Source organism: Micromonospora sp. NPDC005553 (assembly GCF_042871765.1).
Lineage (GTDB): Bacteria > Actinomycetota > Actinomycetes > Mycobacteriales > Micromonosporaceae > Micromonospora.
In genome coordinates this window covers 632,768-651,914 of the sequence record NZ_JBIAJD010000005.1, presented here as the reverse complement: position 1 = coordinate 651,914, position 19,147 = coordinate 632,768, and the positions used below count along the sequence as shown (strand labels likewise).

The 19,147-nt window shown below is 69.9% G+C and carries 21 protein-coding genes, 1 tRNA gene and 2 pseudogenes; 15 read left to right on the top strand and 9 right to left on the bottom strand.

Annotated elements, in window-relative coordinates; genetic code table 11:
• Nucleotides 1–143 precede the first annotated feature (143 nt).
• Together ACFYPG_RS23880 and ACFYPG_RS23875 are read left to right on the top strand one after the other, a co-directional pair.
• Nucleotides 144–1,895: a CTP synthase gene (locus ACFYPG_RS23880; protein ID WP_387353918.1), complete on the top strand. Its 1,752-nt coding sequence runs from the start codon at nucleotides 144–146 to the stop codon at nucleotides 1,893–1,895.
• The gene (locus ACFYPG_RS23875) at nucleotides 1,892–2,497 is read left to right on the top strand and encodes an NUDIX domain-containing protein (RefSeq protein WP_387353917.1); all 606 of its coding nucleotides are present in this window, start codon (nucleotides 1,892–1,894) and stop codon (nucleotides 2,495–2,497) included. The genes ACFYPG_RS23880 and ACFYPG_RS23875 overlap by 4 nt, the downstream gene beginning before the upstream one ends.
• A gap of 84 nt (nucleotides 2,498–2,581) precedes the next feature.
• On the opposite strand, the gene ACFYPG_RS23870 is transcribed toward ACFYPG_RS23875, so the two are convergent.
• The gene (locus tag ACFYPG_RS23870; RefSeq protein ID WP_387353946.1) at nucleotides 2,582–2,920 is read right to left on the bottom strand and encodes a TM2 domain-containing protein; all 339 of its coding nucleotides are present in this window, start codon (nucleotides 2,918–2,920) and stop codon (nucleotides 2,582–2,584) included.
• Nucleotides 2,921–3,149: 229 nt separating this feature from the next.
• On the opposite strand from ACFYPG_RS23870, the gene ald reads away from it, so the two are divergent.
• The 10 genes from ald (at nucleotide 3,150) to ACFYPG_RS23820 (ending at nucleotide 12,909) form a co-directional block, all read left to right on the top strand.
• Nucleotides 3,150–4,265 (top strand): alanine dehydrogenase, encoded by a 1,116-nt coding sequence (ald, locus tag ACFYPG_RS23865; protein WP_387353916.1) that lies wholly within the window; start codon nucleotides 3,150–3,152, stop codon nucleotides 4,263–4,265.
• Between the two features lie 67 nt (nucleotides 4,266–4,332).
• Nucleotides 4,333–5,298 (top strand): site-specific tyrosine recombinase XerD, encoded by a 966-nt coding sequence (locus ACFYPG_RS23860; RefSeq protein WP_387353915.1) that lies wholly within the window; start codon nucleotides 4,333–4,335, stop codon nucleotides 5,296–5,298.
• Between the two features lie 179 nt (nucleotides 5,299–5,477).
• On the top strand, nucleotides 5,478–6,401 hold the full coding sequence (locus ACFYPG_RS23855; protein WP_124817891.1) for a ParA family protein: 924 nt from the start codon (nucleotides 5,478–5,480) through the stop codon (nucleotides 6,399–6,401).
• 41 nt (nucleotides 6,402–6,442) lie between these two features.
• Nucleotides 6,443–7,489, top strand: a complete 1,047-nt coding sequence (locus tag ACFYPG_RS23850) for a segregation/condensation protein A (RefSeq protein WP_355008453.1) — start codon at nucleotides 6,443–6,445, stop codon at nucleotides 7,487–7,489.
• Nucleotides 7,482–8,525 carry an SMC-Scp complex subunit ScpB gene (gene scpB, locus ACFYPG_RS23845; protein ID WP_387353914.1) on the top strand — a complete coding sequence of 348 codons (1,044 nt, stop codon included), beginning with the start codon at nucleotides 7,482–7,484 and terminating at the stop codon, nucleotides 8,523–8,525. The genes ACFYPG_RS23850 and scpB overlap by 8 nt, the downstream gene beginning before the upstream one ends.
• A complete protein-coding gene (locus tag ACFYPG_RS23840) occupies nucleotides 8,512–9,282 on the top strand; it encodes a pseudouridine synthase (protein ID WP_238659881.1) in 771 nt (256 codons plus the stop codon). Before scpB ends, ACFYPG_RS23840 begins: the two co-directional genes overlap by 14 nt.
• Nucleotides 9,283–9,477: 195 nt before the next feature.
• Entirely contained in the window at nucleotides 9,478–10,158 is a 681-nt protein-coding gene (cmk, locus tag ACFYPG_RS23835; RefSeq protein ID WP_387353913.1) for a (d)CMP kinase, read from the top strand.
• A 76-nt stretch (nucleotides 10,159–10,234) separates the two neighbouring features.
• Nucleotides 10,235–11,641, top strand: a complete 1,407-nt coding sequence (gene der / locus ACFYPG_RS23830; RefSeq protein WP_347664889.1) for a ribosome biogenesis GTPase Der — start codon at nucleotides 10,235–10,237, stop codon at nucleotides 11,639–11,641.
• 264 nt (nucleotides 11,642–11,905) lie between these two features.
• A tRNA-Pro gene (locus tag ACFYPG_RS23825) sits at nucleotides 11,906–11,979 on the top strand.
• Between the two features lie 567 nt (nucleotides 11,980–12,546).
• A complete protein-coding gene (locus ACFYPG_RS23820) occupies nucleotides 12,547–12,909 on the top strand; it encodes a hypothetical protein (protein ID WP_387353912.1) in 363 nt (120 codons plus the stop codon).
• Here ACFYPG_RS23820 and ACFYPG_RS23815 read toward each other — a convergent pair.
• Nucleotides 12,897–13,153: pseudogene (locus ACFYPG_RS23815) on the bottom strand (site-specific integrase); the annotation flags it as partial. The gene ACFYPG_RS23820 and the pseudogene ACFYPG_RS23815 overlap by 13 nt on opposite strands.
• Nucleotides 13,154–13,195: 42 nt before the next feature.
• A complete protein-coding gene (locus ACFYPG_RS23810; protein WP_387353911.1) occupies nucleotides 13,196–13,540 on the bottom strand; it encodes a hypothetical protein in 345 nt (114 codons plus the stop codon).
• A gap of 160 nt (nucleotides 13,541–13,700) precedes the next feature.
• Here ACFYPG_RS23810 and ACFYPG_RS23805 point away from each other — a divergent pair, with 160 nt between their 5' ends.
• The 3 genes and pseudogenes from ACFYPG_RS23805 to ACFYPG_RS23795 form a co-directional block, all read left to right on the top strand.
• Nucleotides 13,701–14,111, top strand: a complete 411-nt coding sequence (locus tag ACFYPG_RS23805) for a hypothetical protein (protein ID WP_387353910.1) — start codon at nucleotides 13,701–13,703, stop codon at nucleotides 14,109–14,111.
• On the top strand, nucleotides 14,111–14,368 hold the full coding sequence (locus ACFYPG_RS23800; protein ID WP_387353909.1) for a hypothetical protein: 258 nt from the start codon (nucleotides 14,111–14,113) through the stop codon (nucleotides 14,366–14,368). Before ACFYPG_RS23805 ends, ACFYPG_RS23800 begins: the two co-directional genes overlap by 1 nt.
• Before the next feature lie 83 nt (nucleotides 14,369–14,451).
• Nucleotides 14,452–14,622, top strand: a pseudogene (locus ACFYPG_RS23795) (transposase); the annotation flags it as partial.
• Nucleotides 14,623–14,865: 243 nt separating this feature from the next.
• On the opposite strand, the gene ACFYPG_RS23790 reads toward ACFYPG_RS23795, so the two are convergent.
• The 6 genes from ACFYPG_RS23790 to ACFYPG_RS23765 form a co-directional block, all read right to left on the bottom strand.
• The gene (locus tag ACFYPG_RS23790) at nucleotides 14,866–15,357 is read right to left on the bottom strand and encodes an OsmC family protein (RefSeq protein ID WP_355008464.1); all 492 of its coding nucleotides are present in this window, start codon (nucleotides 15,355–15,357) and stop codon (nucleotides 14,866–14,868) included.
• A gap of 107 nt (nucleotides 15,358–15,464) precedes the next feature.
• On the bottom strand, nucleotides 15,465–15,839 hold the full coding sequence (locus ACFYPG_RS23785) for a PhzF family phenazine biosynthesis protein (protein WP_387353945.1): 375 nt from the start codon (nucleotides 15,837–15,839) through the stop codon (nucleotides 15,465–15,467).
• A gap of 71 nt (nucleotides 15,840–15,910) precedes the next feature.
• Nucleotides 15,911–16,354 carry a carboxymuconolactone decarboxylase family protein gene (locus tag ACFYPG_RS23780; RefSeq protein WP_387353908.1) on the bottom strand — a complete coding sequence of 148 codons (444 nt, stop codon included), beginning with the start codon at nucleotides 16,352–16,354 and terminating at the stop codon, nucleotides 15,911–15,913.
• A gap of 221 nt (nucleotides 16,355–16,575) precedes the next feature.
• Complete coding sequence (locus ACFYPG_RS23775; RefSeq protein WP_387353907.1) at nucleotides 16,576–17,022, bottom strand: NADAR family protein; 447 nt, start codon at nucleotides 17,020–17,022, stop codon at nucleotides 16,576–16,578.
• A gap of 590 nt (nucleotides 17,023–17,612) precedes the next feature.
• On the bottom strand, nucleotides 17,613–18,752 hold the full coding sequence (locus ACFYPG_RS23770) for a substrate-binding domain-containing protein (RefSeq protein WP_387353906.1): 1,140 nt from the start codon (nucleotides 18,750–18,752) through the stop codon (nucleotides 17,613–17,615).
• Entirely contained in the window at nucleotides 18,749–19,036 is a 288-nt protein-coding gene (locus ACFYPG_RS23765; protein WP_387353905.1) for a hypothetical protein, read from the bottom strand. The genes ACFYPG_RS23770 and ACFYPG_RS23765 overlap by 4 nt, the downstream gene beginning before the upstream one ends.
• Nucleotides 19,037–19,147: the final 111 nt, after the last annotated feature.

Sequence of the window (19,147 nt, the reverse complement as noted above, 5' to 3'; positions counted from 1 at the left end):
GGCCCGGAGGTGTCGCAGCCGGGGTGCGGCCTGCGGGTACCCGCCCGGGAGGTGTTACCGTCGAATCCCGTGGATCGCGTGATCACTTTGCTGATCAAGCACGGCGGTCTGCATGACCGCGACAGACGACACGGGAGCAGGCCTTGGCCCCATCAGCACGGACGACCAGGCACATTTTCGTCACCGGGGGCGTCGCCTCCTCGCTGGGTAAGGGCCTCACCGCCTCCAGCCTCGGCAACCTGCTGACCGCGCGCGGGCTGCGCGTGGTGATGCAGAAGCTCGACCCCTACCTGAACGTGGACCCGGGGACGATGAACCCGTTCCAGCACGGTGAGGTGTTCGTCACCGAGGACGGCGCCGAGACCGACCTCGACGTCGGGCACTACGAGCGGTTCCTCGACCGGGCGTTGTCCGGTAAGGCGAACGTCACCACCGGTCAGATCTACTCCGACGTGATCGCCAAGGAGCGGCGCGGCGAGTACCTGGGCGACACCGTCCAGGTCATCCCGCACATCACGAACGAGATCAAGTCGCGGATCCTGGCGATGGCCGACCCGGACGAGGACGGCCAGCTGCCCGACGTGGTGATCACCGAGGTCGGTGGCACGGTCGGCGACATCGAGTCGCTGCCGTTCCTGGAGGCGATCCGTCAGGTCCGCCACGACCTGGGCCGCGACAACTGCTTCTACCTGCACGTCTCGCTGGTGCCGTACCTGGCACCGTCGGGTGAGCTGAAGACCAAGCCGACGCAGCACTCGGTGGCGCAGCTGCGCAACATCGGCATCCAGCCGGACGCGATCGTGCTCCGCTGCGACCGGGAGATCCCGGTGAAGCTCAAGGAGAAGCTGTCGCTCTACTGCGACGTGGACGCCGAGGCGGTCGTCGCCGCCCCGGACGCCCCGAGCATCTACGACATCCCGAAGGTGCTGCACCGGGAGGGGCTCGACGCGTACGTGGTGCGCCGGCTCGGCCTCTCCTTCCGGGACGTGGACTGGGCCAGCTGGGACGACCTGCTGGAGCGGGTGCACCGCCCCCGGCACACCGTCACGGTCGCCGTGGTCGGCAAGTACGTCGACCTGCCCGACGCGTACCTGTCGGTGAGTGAGGCGATCCGGGCGGCGGGCTTCGGCCACCGGGCCCGGGTGCAGCTCAAGTGGGTGCCCAGCGACGAGTGCGTCACCCCGGCCGGCGCGGCTGCGGCGTTGGCCGGCGTGGACGGCATCCTCATCCCCGGCGGCTTCGGCGTCCGCGGTATCGAGGGCAAGATCGGCACCGCCCGGTACGCCCGGGAGGCCGGCATCCCGCTGCTCGGCCTCTGCCTCGGCCTGCAGTGCATGACCATCGAGGTGGCCCGGCACCTGGCCGACCTGGACGGCGCGAACTCGGTGGAGTTCGACGAGCAGGCGGCCCACCCGGTCATCGCCACGATGGCCGACCAGGAGGACATCGTCGCCGGTCGGGGTGACCTGGGCGGCACGATGCGGCTGGGCGCGTACCCGGCGACGTTGACCGAGGGCTCGATCGTCGCCGAGGCGTACGGCAGCACCGAGATCAGCGAGCGGCACCGGCACCGCTACGAGGTGAACAACGCCTACCGGGACGCGCTGACCAAGGCGGGCCTGCACATCTCCGGCACCTCGCCGGACGGCCGGCTGGTCGAGTTCATCGAACTGGACCGGAGCCTGCACCCGTTCTACGTGGCCACCCAGGCGCACCCCGAGTTGAAGAGCCGCCCGACCCGCCCGCACCCGCTGTTCGCCTCGTTCGTCAAGGCCGCGGTGACGTACTCGCAGGCCGACCAGTTGCCGGTCGACCTGGACGCGGCGGCGGGGGCCCCGACGACGCGCAAGGCCGCCCGCAACGGCGCCGCGACGAAGGCGTCGTCGGCGTCGTGAGCGACCTGGAGCACCGCTACGAGGTGCGTTCCCGGCAGGAGCGGTACCGGGGGCGGATCTTCGACGTGGTCACCGAGGAGGTGACCATGCCGGGCGGTGGGACCGGGCTGCGTGACCTCGTCCGGCACGTCGGGGCGGTGGCCGTGGTGGCGCTCGACGACGCCGGCCAGGTGGTGCTGATCCGGCAGTACCGGCACCCGGTCGGGCGGCACCTGTGGGAGCTGCCGGCCGGTCTGATGGACGTCTCCGGCGAGGAGTTGCCGGTGGCCGCGCTGCGGGAGTTGGCCGAGGAGGCCGACCTCACCGCCGGGCGGGTCGACGTGCTGGTGGACCTGCACAGCTCGCCGGGGTTCACCAACGAGATCGTCCGGGTGTTCCTGGCCCGCGACCTCGCCGACGTGCCGGCCGACGAGCGGCACGAGCGCCACGACGAGGAGGCCGACCTTCAGGTCGTCCGGATCGATCTGGACGAGGTGGTCGCCATGGTCGCGGCCGGTGAGATCACCAACGCGTCCGCGGTGGCCGGGCTGCTGGCCGCGGCCCGGGCCCGGGACACCGGCTTCGCGTCTCTGCGTCGGGCGGACGCGCCGCTGCCGCGCTGAGCGTCGCCGCCGGTCCAGCCGGTCGGGGGAGTACGCGCCAAAGGGGCCCCGCGGTCAGCCGCGGGGCCCCTGTCGCTTGCTGGTCTAGGAGTCGCGCAGCGGACGGCCCTGCGCGTCCGTGCCGCCGTTGACCAGGATGAGGATGCCGTCGATGACGCCCCAGAGAGCGCCGACGCCGCAGGTCACCACGCTCACGACGAGCTGGAGGACGGCGATCTTGGTGTGTCCGGTGTAGAACCGACCGGCACCGAAGGTGCCGAGCAGGATGCCGAGGATACCCGCGACGATCTTGCTCTTGTCGGAGACGCCCTGGGGGTACCCCGGCTCGGGGTAACCGGGCTGGTAAGGAGGAGTGGTCATGGGCGGACACATTAGTGATCCACTCGCCGGCTGTCCGCACCGCCGCCCGGCAGATGGGACGATAGTGGTGAAACATTGTCCTGTTGGCTGAGGTGACGCTCGACCGCCGAATCTCGGCGGTGCCCTGACACATCGTCAGGACACCCGGGCACCGGGTGTCACTGTGCTGGCTCGCGGCAGCACCGGGCGCGCCTAGACTGCCGCCGCAGGACCGGTGTACCGCGGCGGCAAAGGGGCCGTCGTGGCACCGAGCAGTCGGGGGAGAGCAGCCCCGAAGAGAGGTGTCTGCATCGTGAAGGTCGGAATCCCACGCGAGGTCAAGAACCACGAGTACCGCGTGGCGATCACGCCAGCGGGTGTCAACGAGTTCACCCGCAGCGGCCACCAGGTCTTCGTCGAGTCCGGCGCCGGGGTTGGCTCCAGCATCACCGACGAGGAGTTCGCCGCCGCCGGCGCGAAGATCCTCGCCACCGCCGACGAGGTGTGGGAGACCGCCGAGCTGGTCCTCAAGGTCAAGGAGCCGATCGCCGAGGAGTACCACCGGATGCGCGAGGGGCAGGTGCTCTTCACCTACCTGCACCTGGCCGCCTCCAAGGAGTGCACCGACGCGCTGATCGACCGCCGGGTCACCGGCATCGCGTACGAGACCGTCGAGCTGCCCGACCGGTCGCTGCCGCTGCTCGCCCCGATGTCCGAGGTCGCCGGCCGGCTCGCCCCGCAGGTGGGCGCCTTCTACATGATGCGTACCGGTGGTGGGCGCGGTGTGCTGCCCGGCGGTGTCTCCGGCGTGTACGCGGCCAAGACCGTGGTCATCGGCGCCGGTGTCTCCGGCATGAACGCCGCCGCGATCGCGCTGGGTCTGCAGTCCGAGGTGCTTCTGCTGGACAAGAACGTGGCCCGGCTGCGGCAGGCCGACGCGATCTACCGGGGCCACCTGCAGACCGTCGCCTCCAACGCGTACGAGGTCGAGCGCGCCGTGCTCGACGCCGACCTGGTCATCGGCGCGGTGCTGGTGCCCGGCGCGAAGGCCCCGACGCTGATCTCCAACGAGCTGGTCTGCCGGATGAAGCCCGGCAGCGTTCTCGTCGACATCGCCATCGACCAGGGCGGCTGCTTCGAGGACTCGCGCCCCACCACGCACGCCGACCCGGTCTACAAGGTCCACGAGTCGATCTTCTACTGCGTGGCGAACATGCCCGGCGCGGTGCCGAACACCAGCACCTACGCGCTGACCAACGTCACCCTGCCGTACGCCCTGGAACTGGCCAACCAGGGCTGGCGCGAGGCGCTGCGCAACGACCCGGCGCTGGCGCTGGGCCTCAACACCCACGCCGGTCAGGTCACCTACGGCCCGGTCGCCGAGGCGCACGGCATGGACGTGCTCCCGCTGGCCGACGTGCTGGCCTGAACGGTGGCGGCCGAGTGGTAGCGAGCCGAGGGGCAGAGCACTGACCGACGGCGTAGCCAGCGCCGGCGTGGGCACACCACCCACGCCGGCGCTGCGCCGTGCCGTTCGCGGGTACCTCGACCACCTGACCGTCGAACGTGGCCTCTCCGCGAACACGCTCGCCTCGTACCGCCGGGATCTGGACCGCTATCTCGCCACCCTGACCGACGCCGGCGTCACCGACCTCGCGTCGGTCGGCGCCGGCCTCGTCGAGTCGCACCTGGCGCAGCTGCGCGCCGGCGACGACGCGCACCCGCCCCTCGCTGTCTCCTCCGCCGCCCGCGCGGCCAGCGCGGTACGCGGCCTGCACCGCTTTGCGCTGCGCGAGGGCCTGGCCGGCGCCGATCCGAGCCGCGACGTCCGCCCGCCCACGCCGCCCCGGCGGCTGCCCCGGGCGCTACCTGTCGACGACGTGGTCCGGCTGCTGGAGACCGCCGGCCCGATCACCGCTACCGGCGACGACGCGCCCCTCGCGCTGCGCGACCGGGCGCTGCTGGAGTTCCTGTACGGCACCGGAGCGCGCATCTCCGAAGCGGTCGGCGCCGCCGTGGACGACCTCGACACCGACGACGGCACGGTGCTGCTGCGCGGCAAGGGCGGCCGGGTGCGGCTGGTGCCCATCGGCGGGTACGCCGTCGACGCCGTCAGCGCCTACCTGGTCCGGGCCCGTCCCGGGCTGGCCGCCGCCGGTAGGGGCACCCCGGCGGTGTTCCTCAACGCCCGCGGTGGCGCGCTGTCCCGCCAGGGCGCCTGGGGCATCCTGCGCCGCGCCGCCGACCGGGCCGGGCTGCCCGTGGACGGGCCGGCCGCGGTCTCCCCGCACACTTTGCGCCACTCCTACGCCACGCACCTGCTCGACGGTGGCGCCGACGTCCGGGTGGTCCAGGAGCTGCTCGGCCACGCCTCGGTGACCACCACCCAGGTCTACACGTTGGTCACCGTGGAGCGGCTGCGCGAGGTGTACGCCACCGCCCATCCCCGCGCCCAGGGCTGAACCGGTAGCTGTCGACGCCGACACGCCGGGCCGGTGCCGAACCCCCTGCTGGTCGGTGGCGTACAGTCGGCATCGGCGCGGACCTCCTGGAGCGACACGACCGGGGTGCGCAGCGGCGCCGCGAAGGACGTCGGACGGCTCCGACGCCGGGTGGGTCGTCGGGAGGGGGCAACGAGCACATGGCTGGCAACGGTGACCGTGCCGAGACCTGGACGTCGGAGCTCCGCGAGCAGCAGGCCACGCTCGGCGCGGACCTGGGTCCTGCGGACCCGGCTGCCTACACGATGCGCAAGCCCATTCCCGAGCCGATGCCCACCGACCGGCACGGCCCCGCGCGCATCATCGCGATGGCCAACCAGAAGGGTGGCGTCGGTAAGACGACCACCACCATCAACCTGGGCGCCGCCCTCGCGGAGTACGGCCGCAAGGTGCTGCTCGTCGACTTCGATCCGCAGGGCGCCCTCTCGGTGGGGCTGGGCGTCAACCCGCACAACCTCGACCTGTCCATCTACAACCTGCTCATGCAGGACGACATCCTCGCCGAGGACGTCGTCATCAAGACCGACGTCGCGGGGCTGCACCTGTTGCCGGCCAACATCGACCTCTCCGCCGCCGAGATCCAGCTCGTCAACGAGGTCGCGCGGGAGATGGCCCTGGCCCGGGTCCTGCGCACGGTCCGCAAGGAGTACGACTACATCCTGATCGACTGCCAGCCGTCACTCGGCCTGCTGGCGATCAACGCGTTGACCGTCGCGCACGGCGTGCTCATCCCCCTCGAATGCGAGTTCTTCAGTCTGCGGGGTGTGGCACTGCTGCTGGACACCATCGACAAGGTGCGCGAGCGACTCAACTTCGACCTGGAGCTCGAAGGCATCCTCGCCACCATGTACGACAGCCGCACCACGCACTGCCGCCAGGTCCTCCAGCGGGTGGTCGAGGCGTTCGGCGACAAGGTCTACCAGACGGTCATCACCAAGACGGTGAAGTTCCCCGAGTCCACCGTGGCCGGTGCCCCCATCACGACGATGGACCCGGCCTCCTCCGGGGCACGTAACTACCGTCAGCTGGCCCGCGAGGTGATCGCCGCCCAGTCGGAGCGGTAGCCGGAACGTCCCGTGCCCGCCTCGTGGACTACGGTCGTCCGGTGACCGCGCCACCCCTCGACCCACCCGAGACCGCCGACGCGGCCGTGGTCGACGGTGTGCCGCCGGTCGATCCCGCTGCCACCGGGTTCACGGTGCGGCTGGCCAACTTCACCGGCCCGTTCGACCTGCTGCTGCAACTGATCGGCAAGCACAAACTCGACGTCACCGAGGTGGCCCTGCACACGGTCACCGACGAGTTCATCGCCTACATCAGGGCGATGGGCGACAACTGGGACCTGGACGAGGCCAGCGAGTTCCTGCTCATCGCCGCCACCCTGCTCGACCTGAAGGCCGCCCGGCTGCTGCCCGCCGCCGAGGTTGAGGACGAGGCCGACCTCGCCCTGCTGGAGGCACGGGACCTGCTCTTCGCCCGGCTGTTGCAGTACAAGGCGTACAAGGAGGCGGCGGCGCACATCGCCGAGCTGGAGGCCGTCGGCGGCCGACGCTACCCGCGCGCCGTCAGCCTGGAGGCCCGCTACGCCGAGGCGCTGCCCGACCTGGTGCTCGGCATCGGCCCCCAGCGGCTGCTGAAGCTGGCCGTGAAGGCGATGACCCCGAAGCCGGTGCCGGAGGTCTCCATCGCCCACGTGCACATGGTCCGGGTCAGTGTCCGGGAACACGCGGCGATACTCGCCGCCCGGCTGCGCCGGGCCGGCACCGCCACGTTCTCGCTGCTCTGCGCCGACTGCGAGGCCACCCTGGAGGTGGTGGCCCGGTTCCTCGCGCTGCTGGAGCTGTACCGGGAGGGCCTGGTGTCGTTCGTGCAGGAGCAGGCCCTGGAGGAGCTGACAGTGCGGTGGACCGGCCCGACCGACGGCGACACCGAGCTGCACGTCGACGAGTACGCCGGAGCCCCGGCCGACCCGGAGTCACCGGGGCCTGAACCGGCGGGGGCAGAGCTTGACCCGGCGGGGCCTGGGCTTGCGGGGAGTACGCCTGAGCCGGCTAGGGCTGAGTTTGACCCGGCGGGGGCTGACCTTGTGCCGACGGGGGAGGCCGGCGGGCCGGACGGGACGGGAACGACGGAGGGTGCGCGGGATGAGTGACGAGCAACGTCGGGACTCGCTGGCCGACCAGGCCGCCGCCTGGGTGCCCCCGTGGGACCGTCCCCGCCCGACCGCCGCCGACACTCCCACGGAGCCGGACGGGTCAGCCGCGTCACCGGAGACCGACGAGCCCGCTGCGGCAGCGCCCGGACCGGAGCCAGAAGCCGCCGAGCCGGACGTGGTCGCGCCGGGCTCTGCGCAGGTTGACCCGGATGGGCGGGGAGCAGACGACGCGGACCCGGGTGAGCCACGTCCTGTCGAGGTGGCCGCAGGTGGGCCCGATTCCCTTGAGGTGGCCGCCGACGAGATGGGCCCGGGTGAGCCAGATCGCGGTGAGGCGGCTGCGGACGACGGGGGCTCGGCGCGCCCGGACCTCGGTGGGGTGACGGACGGCACGGTGGGGGAGTCGGGTGACGCTGCGGGCGTACCCCGGCGGCAGTTGGCGGGACGGCGGCGGGCGACGGTCGTGCCGGAGCCCGCGCCCGAGCTGTCCGACCCTGAGCTGCGCGGCGCGTTGGAGGCGATTCTGCTGGTCGTCGACGAGCCGGTCAGCGAGCTGGTGCTGGCCCAGGTGCTGGAGCAGCCCGCCGAGCGGGTCGGGCCGATGCTCGACGAGATCGCCGCCGGTTACACCGCGGCCGGGCACGGATTCGAGCTGCGGCGGGCGGCGGGCGGGTGGCGGCTGTACACCCGGCCGGAATACGCTACCTACGTTGAGCGGTTCGTGTTGGACGGGCAGTCCGTGCGGCTGACCCAGGCGGCGCTGGAGACGCTCGCTGTGGTTGCGTACAAGCAGCCGGTGACCCGTTCGCGAATCTCAGCCATCCGGGGTGTGAACTGCGACGGGGTCATCCGTACGCTGGTCACCCGTGGCCTCATCGAGGAGTGCGGCACCGAAACGGACAGTGGGGCGTTCCTCTACCGGACCACCACGTTGTTCCTGGAGAAGCTCGGGCTGAACACCGTCGACGAGCTGCCGCCCCTCGCACCCTTCCTGCCCGACGACGTAGAAGAGCTTGCTGATGCGACCCGATAACCGTTCCCCGAAACCCGACGCGCCCGTCTACGAGGGGGCTGAGCGCCTGCAGAAGGTGCTCGCCGCCGCCGGCGTGGGTTCCCGGCGCGCCTGTGAGGACCTGATCTTCCGACGCCGGGTCACCGTGGACGGGCGGGTCGCCAAGCTCGGCGACAAGGTCGACCCGGCCACCTCCGTGATCCACGTGGACGGGGAGCGCCTCCAGGTCGACATTCGCCTGGTCTACGTGGCGATGAACAAGCCGCGCGGGGTGGTCACCTCCATGGCTGACGACAAGGGGCGTAACGAGCTGGCCGAGTTCATCGGCAACCGGGTGGAGCAGCGGGTCTACCACGTGGGGCGGCTCGACGCGGACAGTGAGGGCCTGCTGCTGCTCACCAACGACGGCACCCTCGCGCACAAGCTCATGCACCCCTCGTACGAGGTGCTGAAGACCTATCTCGCCGAGGTGGTCGGGCCGATCCCGCGCAACCTGAGCAAGCGGCTGCTGGCCGGCGTCGAGCTGGAGGACGGGCCGGTCAAGGTCGACTCGTTCAAGGTGGTGGACACTCTGGGTAAATCCGCCCAGGTGGAGCTGAGCCTGCACGAAGGCCGCAAGCACATCGTCCGACGGCTGATGGAGGAGGTCGGGCACCCTGTCACCCGGCTGGTGCGTACCTCGATCGGTCCTATCCGGCTGGGTGAACTGCGGACCGGACGGATCCGGCGGTTGACCAACGCCGAGGTCGCCGCCCTGTTCAACGCGGTGGGTGACTGACCCCCGAGTTCGGGGTACGGCAGCCGGTAGGCTCCACCGATGGCCGGGACGCGGCCGCCCGGGTGGCGTGGGTCGCCTCCGGCGGCGTCGCGCGCAGGTCCGCTAATGGACCCGGGCATGATTGATGACGATTGACAACCGCTTGCGGCGCCAGATCACCGGGCGATCCGCGAGGTACGGGCTGAGGAGGACACGGTGGAGGAAAACGTACGGACCGGGCGATGTGTGGTCGCTGTGGACGGGCCGTCCGGGTCGGGTAAGTCCACCGTGTCGCGGCGCCTCGCCGCGAGCATCGGTGCGCGCTACCTGGACACCGGGGCGATGTACCGGGCGATCACGTGGGCCGTGCTGCGCTCCGGCGTGGATCTCACCGATACCGCGTCGGTGGCGAAGGTCGCCGGCGAGGTCAACCTGCGCATCGGCACCCACCCGCAGGGGTACGCCGTGACCATCGACGGGGTCGGCGTGGATGCCGACATCCGTGGCGTCGAGGTGACCGGCGCGGTTTCCGCTGTCGCCGCCATGCCGGCTGTCCGTGAGCTGCTCGTCAACCGGCAGCGCGAGATGATCGCCAACGCTGGTCGGATGGTGGTCGAGGGTCGCGACATCGGCTCGGTCGTGGCGCCGGACGCCGACCTGAAGGTCTTCCTGACCGCCTCCGAGGCGGCCCGTGCCGCCCGGCGCAGCGCCGAGGACGCCGCCGACGTGGCGGCCACGGCCGCCGATCTGGCCCGGCGGGACCATCTCGACTCGACCCGCAAGGTCAACCCGCTGACCCAGGCGCCCGACGCGGTGGTCCTGGACACCACCGAGCTGGGCATCGACGAGGTCGTGGCGCGGCTGCGCGACATGCTCACCGAGCGGGGCGTGGCATGAGCGAGCGTAGCGAGCGAATCATCGGGCTCAGTGCCGTCGTGTCTCATGACGCTCCGGAGCGAAGCGGAGGAGCGGCATGAGTAGCGATGGTGGTGGGTGGGTCGAGTTGCGGGAGCCCGACGTCGCCGTCGAGGAACCGAGCGGCCCGCAGCCGGTGGTGGCCGTCGTCGGTCGCCCCAACGTCGGTAAGTCGACGCTGGTCAACCGGATCATCGGCCGCCGGCAGGCGGTCGTCGAGGACGTCCCCGGCGTGACCCGCGACCGGGTCCCGTACGACGCGCAGTGGAACGGCCGGGCGTTCACAGTGGTGGACACCGGCGGCTGGGAGCCGGACGCGAAGGACCGGGCCGCGGCCATCGCGGCGCAGGCCGAGACGGCGGTCGTCACCGCCGACGTGGTGCTCTTCGTGGTCGACGCGATGGTGGGCTCCACCGACGTGGACGAGGCCGCGGTGAAGATGCTGCGGCGCAGCGCCAAGCCGGTGATCCTGGTGGCGAATAAGGCCGACAACAACTCCATCGAGATGGAGGCCACCTCGCTGTGGTCGCTTGGCCTCGGTGAGCCGTTCCCGGTGTCCGCCCTGCACGGGCGCGGCTCCGGCGACCTGTTGGACGCCATCCTCGCCGCGCTGCCGGAGGCACCGGCGATCGTGGAGAACCGTCCGCGTGGGCCGCGCCGGGTGGCGCTGGTCGGGCGGCCGAACGTCGGCAAGTCCAGCCTGCTGAACCGGTTCTCCGGTGAGGAGCGGGCGGTCGTCGACTCGGTGGCGGGCACCACAGTGGACCCGGTGGACAGCCTGGTCGAGATCGGCGGTCAGACCTGGCAACTGGTCGACACGGCCGGGCTGCGCAAGCGGGTCGGCAAGGCCAGCGGCACCGAGTACTACGCCAGCCTGCGGACCGCCGGCGCGATCGAGGCCGCCGAGGTGGCCGTGGTGCTGCTGGACTCCAGCGAACCGATCAGCGAGCAGGACCAGCGGATCCTGTCGATGGTGACCGAATCGGGTCGGGCGCTGGTCATCGCGTTCAACAAGTGGGACCTGGTCGACGCCGACCGTCGGTACTACCTGGACAAGGAGATCGACCGGGAGTTGCGCCGCATCCCCTGGGCGATCCGGCTGAACCTGTCGGCGATGACCGGGCGTGCCGTGGACAAGCTTGCCCCGGCCCTGAACAAGGCGCTGGCCAGCTGGGAAACCCGGGTGCCAACCGCGCACCTGAACCAGTGGCTGACCGCGCTGGTGCAGGCCACCCCCCACCCGGTACGTGGTGGGCGGGCGCCGCGGATCCTGTTCGCGACGCAGGCCGGCGTGGCGCCGCCACGGTTCGTGCTCTTCACCACCGGCCCGCTCGACGCCGGCTACCAGCGCTTCGTCGAGCGCAAGCTCCGCGAGGAATTCGGGTACGAGGGCAGCCCCATCGAGATCTCCGTCCGCCCGCGTAAGAAGCTCGGCCCCGGCGGCCGAGGCAAGGCGCACGGCTGACGCGTTCCCGTTCTGCCGTTCTGCCGTTCTGCCGTTCTGCCGTTCTGCCGTTCTGCCGTTCTGCCGTTCTGCCGTTCTGCTCCGCGAATGCCGGATGGGCGCTCCTGCCCATCCGGCATTCGTCTTCCCAACCCCACCCTCCTAGGACGCTCTAGGGGTTGTGCGGTGGTTCAGTCGGGTCGCAGTCGCGGTGGGGCCTGTGCGAAGGAGTCGGGGCTGCTGCGCTAAGCTGTACCGGCTGCCGCGGGGGAAACCGCGCGGGGGCGGGACGTGGCGCAGCTTGGTAGCGCACTTGACTGGGGGTCAAGGGGTCGTCGGTTCGAATCCGGCCGTCCCGACAGCGTGAGGGTTTCCGCAGGTCAGTGACTTGCGGAAACCCTCAATCTATTGTTTGGCTCGATGTGGTGGCGTGTGGGGCGCTGCTGGAATCCTTAACTCGGGTGACCTGCGAGCCGATCTTGGTTGCCTCCGCCATGAATTACCTGGTAGGCGTACTGCATCGGCGTGGTGTGGTCGCTGCTGGACTTCCTGACGGCGGGCGATTTCGGAGAACTTGGGCGTGATCTCCCCTGCGCCTCTATCGGCTTGTTGAGGAAGGGGAGCTGTTCCGGCAGCTGGCGCCTGGCTAGGAACTGCGATCCGGGCGCTTCGGCCGGGAACACCGCACGGCGGCGCGGGGCCGGAATCGCCTGCGCCAGTGAAGGATCGCGTCTGGACGGACCAGCAACAGCCGCCGCAGCACCGCGTTGCGCGGAGCCGGCGCGGGCAGGAACGCCGGTCGCCCGGGTCGAACCGCAGTGCGCTGCGCGCCGAGTTGGCGCAGCAGACGCGGCATCATTTTCTCGCCAATACCGGCCCGGCCGGGTGGTATCCCGATTGTCGTCGGGGGCGGCAGTCGGGCGGCGTTGAATCGGGCAGCGCGCTACGGCGACGGCTGGCACGCCATCGCCGTCAGCCCGTACCCGCTCGGCGGTGTCGTCGGCCCGCATAGTCAAGCCCGGACGGAGCTGACCCGGCTCGCTCCGGAGCGACACCTCGGGATCTCCCTGCGCATCTCCACCACGGTCGATTCCGCAAGCCGCCAGGACGATCCTGAAGCAACCACCCTGCTCGGCGACCCGGGTGCCGTCGCGGACCGCATCCACCAGCACCAGACTGCGGGAGTCGAGGAGTTCGTCCTCGACCGCCCTGCCCCGACCGGGTCCGGGTATCTCCTGCGACTACACCGCTCCGCCGATGATTTCCTTCCGCTACTCACTTCGGCCTGAGAGAGTGCCGAGCGGAGGGCGGCGCGGATTTCCTTGATGGTGCGAGCCGCAGGAAGGTCCTGGCAGCACCGGCCAGCCGCGCAGCACTGGCAGGTCTTCGCGACCTTGTTGAGCTAGGCCTGAACGTCTCGTACTGACAGCCGTCCGTCGAGTCGCTTGGAGCTGAGGCCCCTAACGATGTAGAGGCGGCTCAGCGTCTCGTACGTGGCGTAGGTCAGCGGGCGAGGTCCGGCTCCACGATCTCGGTTGTGCGCGCCTGACGGCGGCTGCAGCGCGGGTGCTACTTCTATCGCAGGCGGTAGAAGTAGCTACCTTTGTAGTTGCGTTCAACGTTCTCGTGGGAGTCAACGTAGAACGAGGTACCGGCGAGCCATTCGGCGGGATATCCGCTACGGGTGAGGATCGTCCGGAATTCTTGTTCGAGTCTTGCCGTGACGCCGTTGCTGGCGCAGCGTGCCACGTTGGCGTGGGTGTCGAAGAACAGCCACACCGCCGTGTCGGAGTCGGTCGGGACAAACGGGACGACGAACTCCACGCGCGTAAGCGGTACCTCGTTGGCAGCTGCCCAGGAGAGGAGCTCGCGCCTGGCGGTACCGAGGTGATCGAACTGCCTGCGACGGGTCGGGTTCACGTTGCGATCGTAGGCACGACTGTCGATCTGGGTTTGTGCCTCAGCCGCGTAAGTATGACGCTTCAAGTGAACCCATCTTGTAACGCATCAAAGGGGTCTGCTGCACCGATAGGTGACATCTGAGATGGCTTTGTCCCATGGGCAGGCTGGAAGGATGTGGATGAGCTTCGAGAGCTACCGCAGCTGGCGGCAGCCCGCCGCACACCGGGAGTATCGCGATGCCTTCCTTCTCCGAGTGGCCGAATCTCCGCTGGACTTCGCCCAGCGCGCCTTCGACCTGCTCGTCCACCCGCCCACGACTCTCCAGTTCGACGGCTGCCCGGACCGCCTGATGTCCCTGTACGAGCTGAAGCGGTACCTCCTCGACCGGGACACTTCCCGAGAGGTACGCAACCTGATCTGGCGGGAACTCGTCGTCCGCTCGCGCAAAGACGGCCCTGGCTGGGGGTTGGGGGCCGTCGGCCTCGCGATGCCCGGCCTGCGGGCCTTGGCCGGTGGCTGGCGCGGGGTTACCGTGGCGACAGCGATGATATCGACGCGGAGATTCTGGGGACCTTCTGGGACCGTCTGATGCGCCGGGTGGACGTCGACCAACCGGGATCCTCTTTCGCTTGCTTGCTCGATGCTGCTGGGCGGGCGGGCCTGAAGGTGCGATACGCCGACGTCACCACCGAACCTTTCGACAGTGAGCCGCCCGGGCCGCGTACCCCGCTGCAGCCGTGGGACCATCCCGAGTTCGTTCTGGCCCGCGCGGTGGCGATCGGGGTGATCGACGCCGACGACGCCAACGTCCTCGGGTGGGTGTGCCATGACGCAATCCTCGCCTGAGGCGGCAGACCGACGCGGGCCGGTGCACTCTTCTAGGGCGTGTCCTGCCGATCTTGTAGTGGTTGATCGTTGACGATGTGCCGGTGGTACGTCGTGGTGAGTTGACCGATGAGGCGTGGGCGTTGATCGCGCCGCTACTTCCCGAGCCGGGCGGTTCGAGGGGGCGGTGGCGGGATCACCGGCAGGTCATCATTGGGATCCTGTGGAAGCTGCGCACAGGTGCGCCGTGGCGTGACCTGCCGGAACGCTTCGGGCCGTACGCCTGCGCCTGCGCCTCTCGAGACAACCGCAACCCTGCATAGTGGTCGATTCGCGGCAGAAGAGGGCACTCAACATTGGGCATTTGGCGGTGATAACGCCGCCGGCCAGCGCCACATTGGTCTCCATGCACGAGGTTATCGTTCTCGTCGGCGACGCTCATAGCGAGCATTGGCCCCCTGCGTGAGCGTGCGTTGCACAGTTGCCAGGTCGGCGTGTCCGATGGCGCGCCGGGCCGGTTACGTGGCAGGTACTGCCGAGGCACCGACGACGGTCACGTTCGGCTCGTGGCGTACGGGAAAGTTGACCGAGTTGGCGATGAAGCAGTTGTGGTGTGCGACGTCGTGCAGTCGGCTGGCTGCCTCGGCCATGTCCGGCGATGCGACGGTGACCTCGGGTCGTAGTACGGCCTCGGTGAATTGCCCCGTTCCAGCGTTTTCGATCATCACGCCAGCGGCCCGGTCAACGTATCCGGTGACGACGACGCCGGCGTCGGCGCACGTGTGCAGGTAGGACAGCATGTGGCACTGGGAGAGTGCGGCGAGGAGAAGTTGTTCCGGGTTCCATCGGGACTTGTCACCACGGAACGCCAGGTCGGAGCTGCCGGCGATCGAGGCGGGACCGGCCGTGCTCACCTCGTGGTCGCGGCCGTAGTCGCGGTAGCCGCTGGTGCCCGTGCCGCGGTTGCCGGTCCAGGTGACGACAGTGGAGTAGTGGTGCGCTCGTGCCATGCGCTCAGCCTTCCTGGCCGGTGTTGTCGTACGCATCGAGGATGTGTTCGTGGGCGATGCGCTCGGCGTCGTCGTCGTGGCCCTGCTCGATCGCGCTGAGCAACTGCTCATGCTGGGCGCAGCCGAGCGGGTTGGGTGAGCGAACGATGCGTGGAGACGTGGATCTGGTCCCAGCCAGTTAAGCATGCGGAGAGCGATGAGATTGCCGGACAGTTCGGCGACATCGCGGTGGGACCGGCGGTTGAGAACAACGGCCTCGCGGAGACGGCGTGGTCGGTGCCAACGACGAGCTGCGGTGCAGCAGGACGGCTTGCCGCGGCGATGGTGCCATGGCCGCAGTTCGTGAGTTCCCCGGCGCTGGTGAAGAAGCGCACCGTGGGCGTGTCCGCTGTGCTGGTGTCGATGAACGCGGTGTGGGAGGTGCCGGTCCTACAGGTGATGGCGTGCCGGTCGTCGTCGGTGAGGGTAGCGTCGTCGATCATGACCGCGGTGGGGCTGCCGCCTTGGCCGTCGCGGGTGCAGGCGTTCACCACTGCCATAGGTGGGCCAGCCATCAGGCGGCCGTGATGTCGGCGAAGCGGGGAGCGCCGCGCTCGAGGTCGACGCGTGCGGTGCGGGCGGCGAAGCAGATCGCGTGGTACCACCCGCACAGGAGGAGCACGTCGAGCAGTTGCCGCTCGTCGAGCAGTTCCTGCGCGCATCGCCACAGCTCGTCGTCGACGTCGGACGAGTCGTGCAGGGCATCCACCATCCGGATGAGTGTGGCTTCGCGGCCGGCCGTCCAGCTCGGATCGTCAGGGGAACCGCAGGTGAGCGAGGTGACCTCGGCCGGCGTGAGTCCGGCCCGGTCGGCGAAGACCATCACATGGACGCCCCACTCGTATTCGCAGCCGCAGCGCGCGCAGGTGCGCAGGATGACAATCTCCCGCTCGCGGAGTGTCAGGGTCAGGTCACGGCCGAGTTCGTACCTGCCCCAGTTGCTCATCGCGGTGGTCATCGGCAAATTCTTGGCGAACGTCCGGAACAGGCCGATGGGAGGCATCCCGACCGGCATCATCGTGGCGAGTTGTGCCGCCACGTCCGGCGCGAACGGCGGTTCGAGCGTCGAGATGCGAGCCATGGCCACCCTCCAGGGCTTCGGATTCAGAAGCACAGTAGCGATTCGATTTCCGAAGCGCCAGAGGTGATGCTTCGCGGTTCAGTTCTCGCCGTCCTCGCTCAGGGCTGAGGCCCACGCTTCGGACCAGCGAACAAGCGGACGCAATGCCTGGTAGGCGCCACGGCCCAGATCGGTGAGCGTGTAGGCCGCGTCCGGCTGCTGGGCGACGAGGTGGGCGTCAAGGAGTTCGCGAGTCGGACCCGAACACGGCGCAGCGGCCGGGACCGGTCGCGGCCCAGCTCGGCGGCCCGCAACGGGGTCGCCGTCCGACGGATGAGTTCGGCGTGGCGGGTACCGGGAAACTTCTGGGCCTGGAAATAGTGCTCGGAGGTCGTCCACCAGTGGCCGTCGAGGTCGAAGCCGTGGCCGGAGAAGTTGGAGAAGCAGCCGTACGGAACCTCGTCGGCACCGTAGAAGTAGATCGTCATCTGGGCGCTCGGAGTGGGGGCGGGGATCTGCACCGTGTCACAGGCATCGACAGAGCGGCAGCCGGGTTCGCTGGCCACCGTCCGGATCTGCCGCGAAGTGCTCGTGTCATGGACCTGCGTTGGAGGCGAATGGCCAGCACACGATTTTCGGCTGGCCGCCGCACCTGGTCAACGGTGCCGCCGCGGACACCGAGGCTGCCCCGCGCGGCGCGGTAGAAGCCGTCACGAGTCTCATCGGCCCGCCGAACCAGTTCCGTGAGGTCGTCGGGCGGGTCCGGTAGGGAACGCGCGGCCTGCTCCAGAGCCCGTACCGTGTGACGCCATGCGGAGGCCGCCCCTACGGTGACCTCCGACTCGACCTGACCGCCCGTTCGCTGTCGTGGGGCTCCGGCTTACGCACCTTGAACCGGGCGATCGGTTTGACGGTGGTGCGTGGCACTTCGGTGAGGAGCCTGCGCGGGCGGTCGGCCACAAGCGAGGCGGATCGGTCCGGCGCAGACGTCGGCGCGGTGCCGGTGACGGGACTTCGCACGCGGGCACGGACTCTTCCCTCTGGATTCGCTGACTCAAGTAGCGATGCGCTCACGTGCCGACCCGCCCGCGCCAGGTGAACGGTCCAGATCACCCTGGCTTGCCCTGTCTGAACGTTCCGGACCGGGGGCTACCGCCTACACGGGTGGGGGCGCGGTCGACTCCCGGATCCGCAGTGACGGGCTGATGACGATCCGGTGAGTGGGGCGGTCGGGATCGATGAGCCGGTCGGCGACGAGACGCACGGCGGCCCGTCCGATCGAGCGTCGCGGCGGTCGGACCGCGGTCAGCGGCGGGCTGAAGAGACCGGCGACCTCGTCGTCGTACGCCACGATGGAGAGGTCGCCGGGAACGGAAAGGTGCCGCTCCTCGCAGTGCTGCACCAGCGCGATGGCCTCGGCGTCGGCGTGCACCAGCAGTGCCGTCGTCCCGGTCGCCTGGCACCGGTCGAGGACGTCGTTGAGTACGGTGTCGCGCTCCGGTGACCGTGCGTCGGGCACCACAGCCACCACCGTGGCGTCCGAATCGAGGCCGCACTCGGTCGTGGCGTCGAGCCAGCCGCGCCGTACGTGCTGGCTGGTGGGGCTGTCGGCGTCGAGCACCAGGCCGACCTTGCGGTGTCCGAGCGAGGTGAGGTGGCGTACCGCCATGGCTGCACCGAGTGCGTGGTCGGTGACCACCGACTCCATGACCGCGTGGTGGCTGCCTACCGAAGCGGTGCGTTCCAGCAGGACGACCGGGAGGCCGACCTGGTCGAGCCATTCGATGGTGCGCTCGGCGCTCGGGGCGTCCATGCTCGGCGCGATGATGAGCGCGTCGACGCCCATCCGCTCCACGAGGCGGGCCAGTTGCGGCTGGTCGTCCTCGGTGTCGTAGGAGGAGCCGCGCAGCACCACGCGCATGTCGAGCTCGCGGGCTGCCCCCTCGACGCCGCGAGCCACGTCCGGCCAGTAGTAGTCCAACGAGGGCACGAGCATGCCGAGGGCGCGCCCGACCAGCGGGTCCAGGCCGGCGGCAGGTGCCTCGTCTGCTGCCGGGGCGTCGTCCGGCAGGATCAGGGAGACCCCACCGTGGACGCGGCGAACCAACCCCTCGGCGGCCAGCTCCGCGATGTCGCGCCGGATGGTGACCGGCGCGGCGCCCAGCACGTGGGACAGGTCAGAGATGCGCATCGAGCCGTCCCGTTGCAGGGCTGCCAACAGTTGCTGGCGGCGGGCGACCTGAAGCGGCCCCCGGGAGCCCTCCGCCGTGGTGACGACAGGACTGTCCTTGGTCATGGGGGACCTCCGGGGAACGCTTCGTGCGGCGGGAGCTCTTGCAGGGTGCGGACGAACTCGCCGGCCGGGTCGGACGCGGTGACGTTGATCGCGAGCCGGATCGGCTGATCGCCCCATCTGTCGAAGAGCATAGGAGTCGTGCTCCGCCGGGTCGTCGCGGCGCACGGCGCTGGGTCGAGGTCTCCGGCGTCGTCCGGCGACGTGAGCACCCGTGCCGGCGGTTCCGTCCGGTGACCGTGCCACACCGCAGCCAGCGGGTCCGCGAGGCGGTCTGCGACGGTCATGACTCCTCGGACGGTAGAGCGGCTATGAGCGATTGTGATCGTATCAGAGCGCTGGGCGCGTTGAAGTGGGGTTGTGCGCTCTCATGATCGGTTCTGGCCGCATTCGTTTGC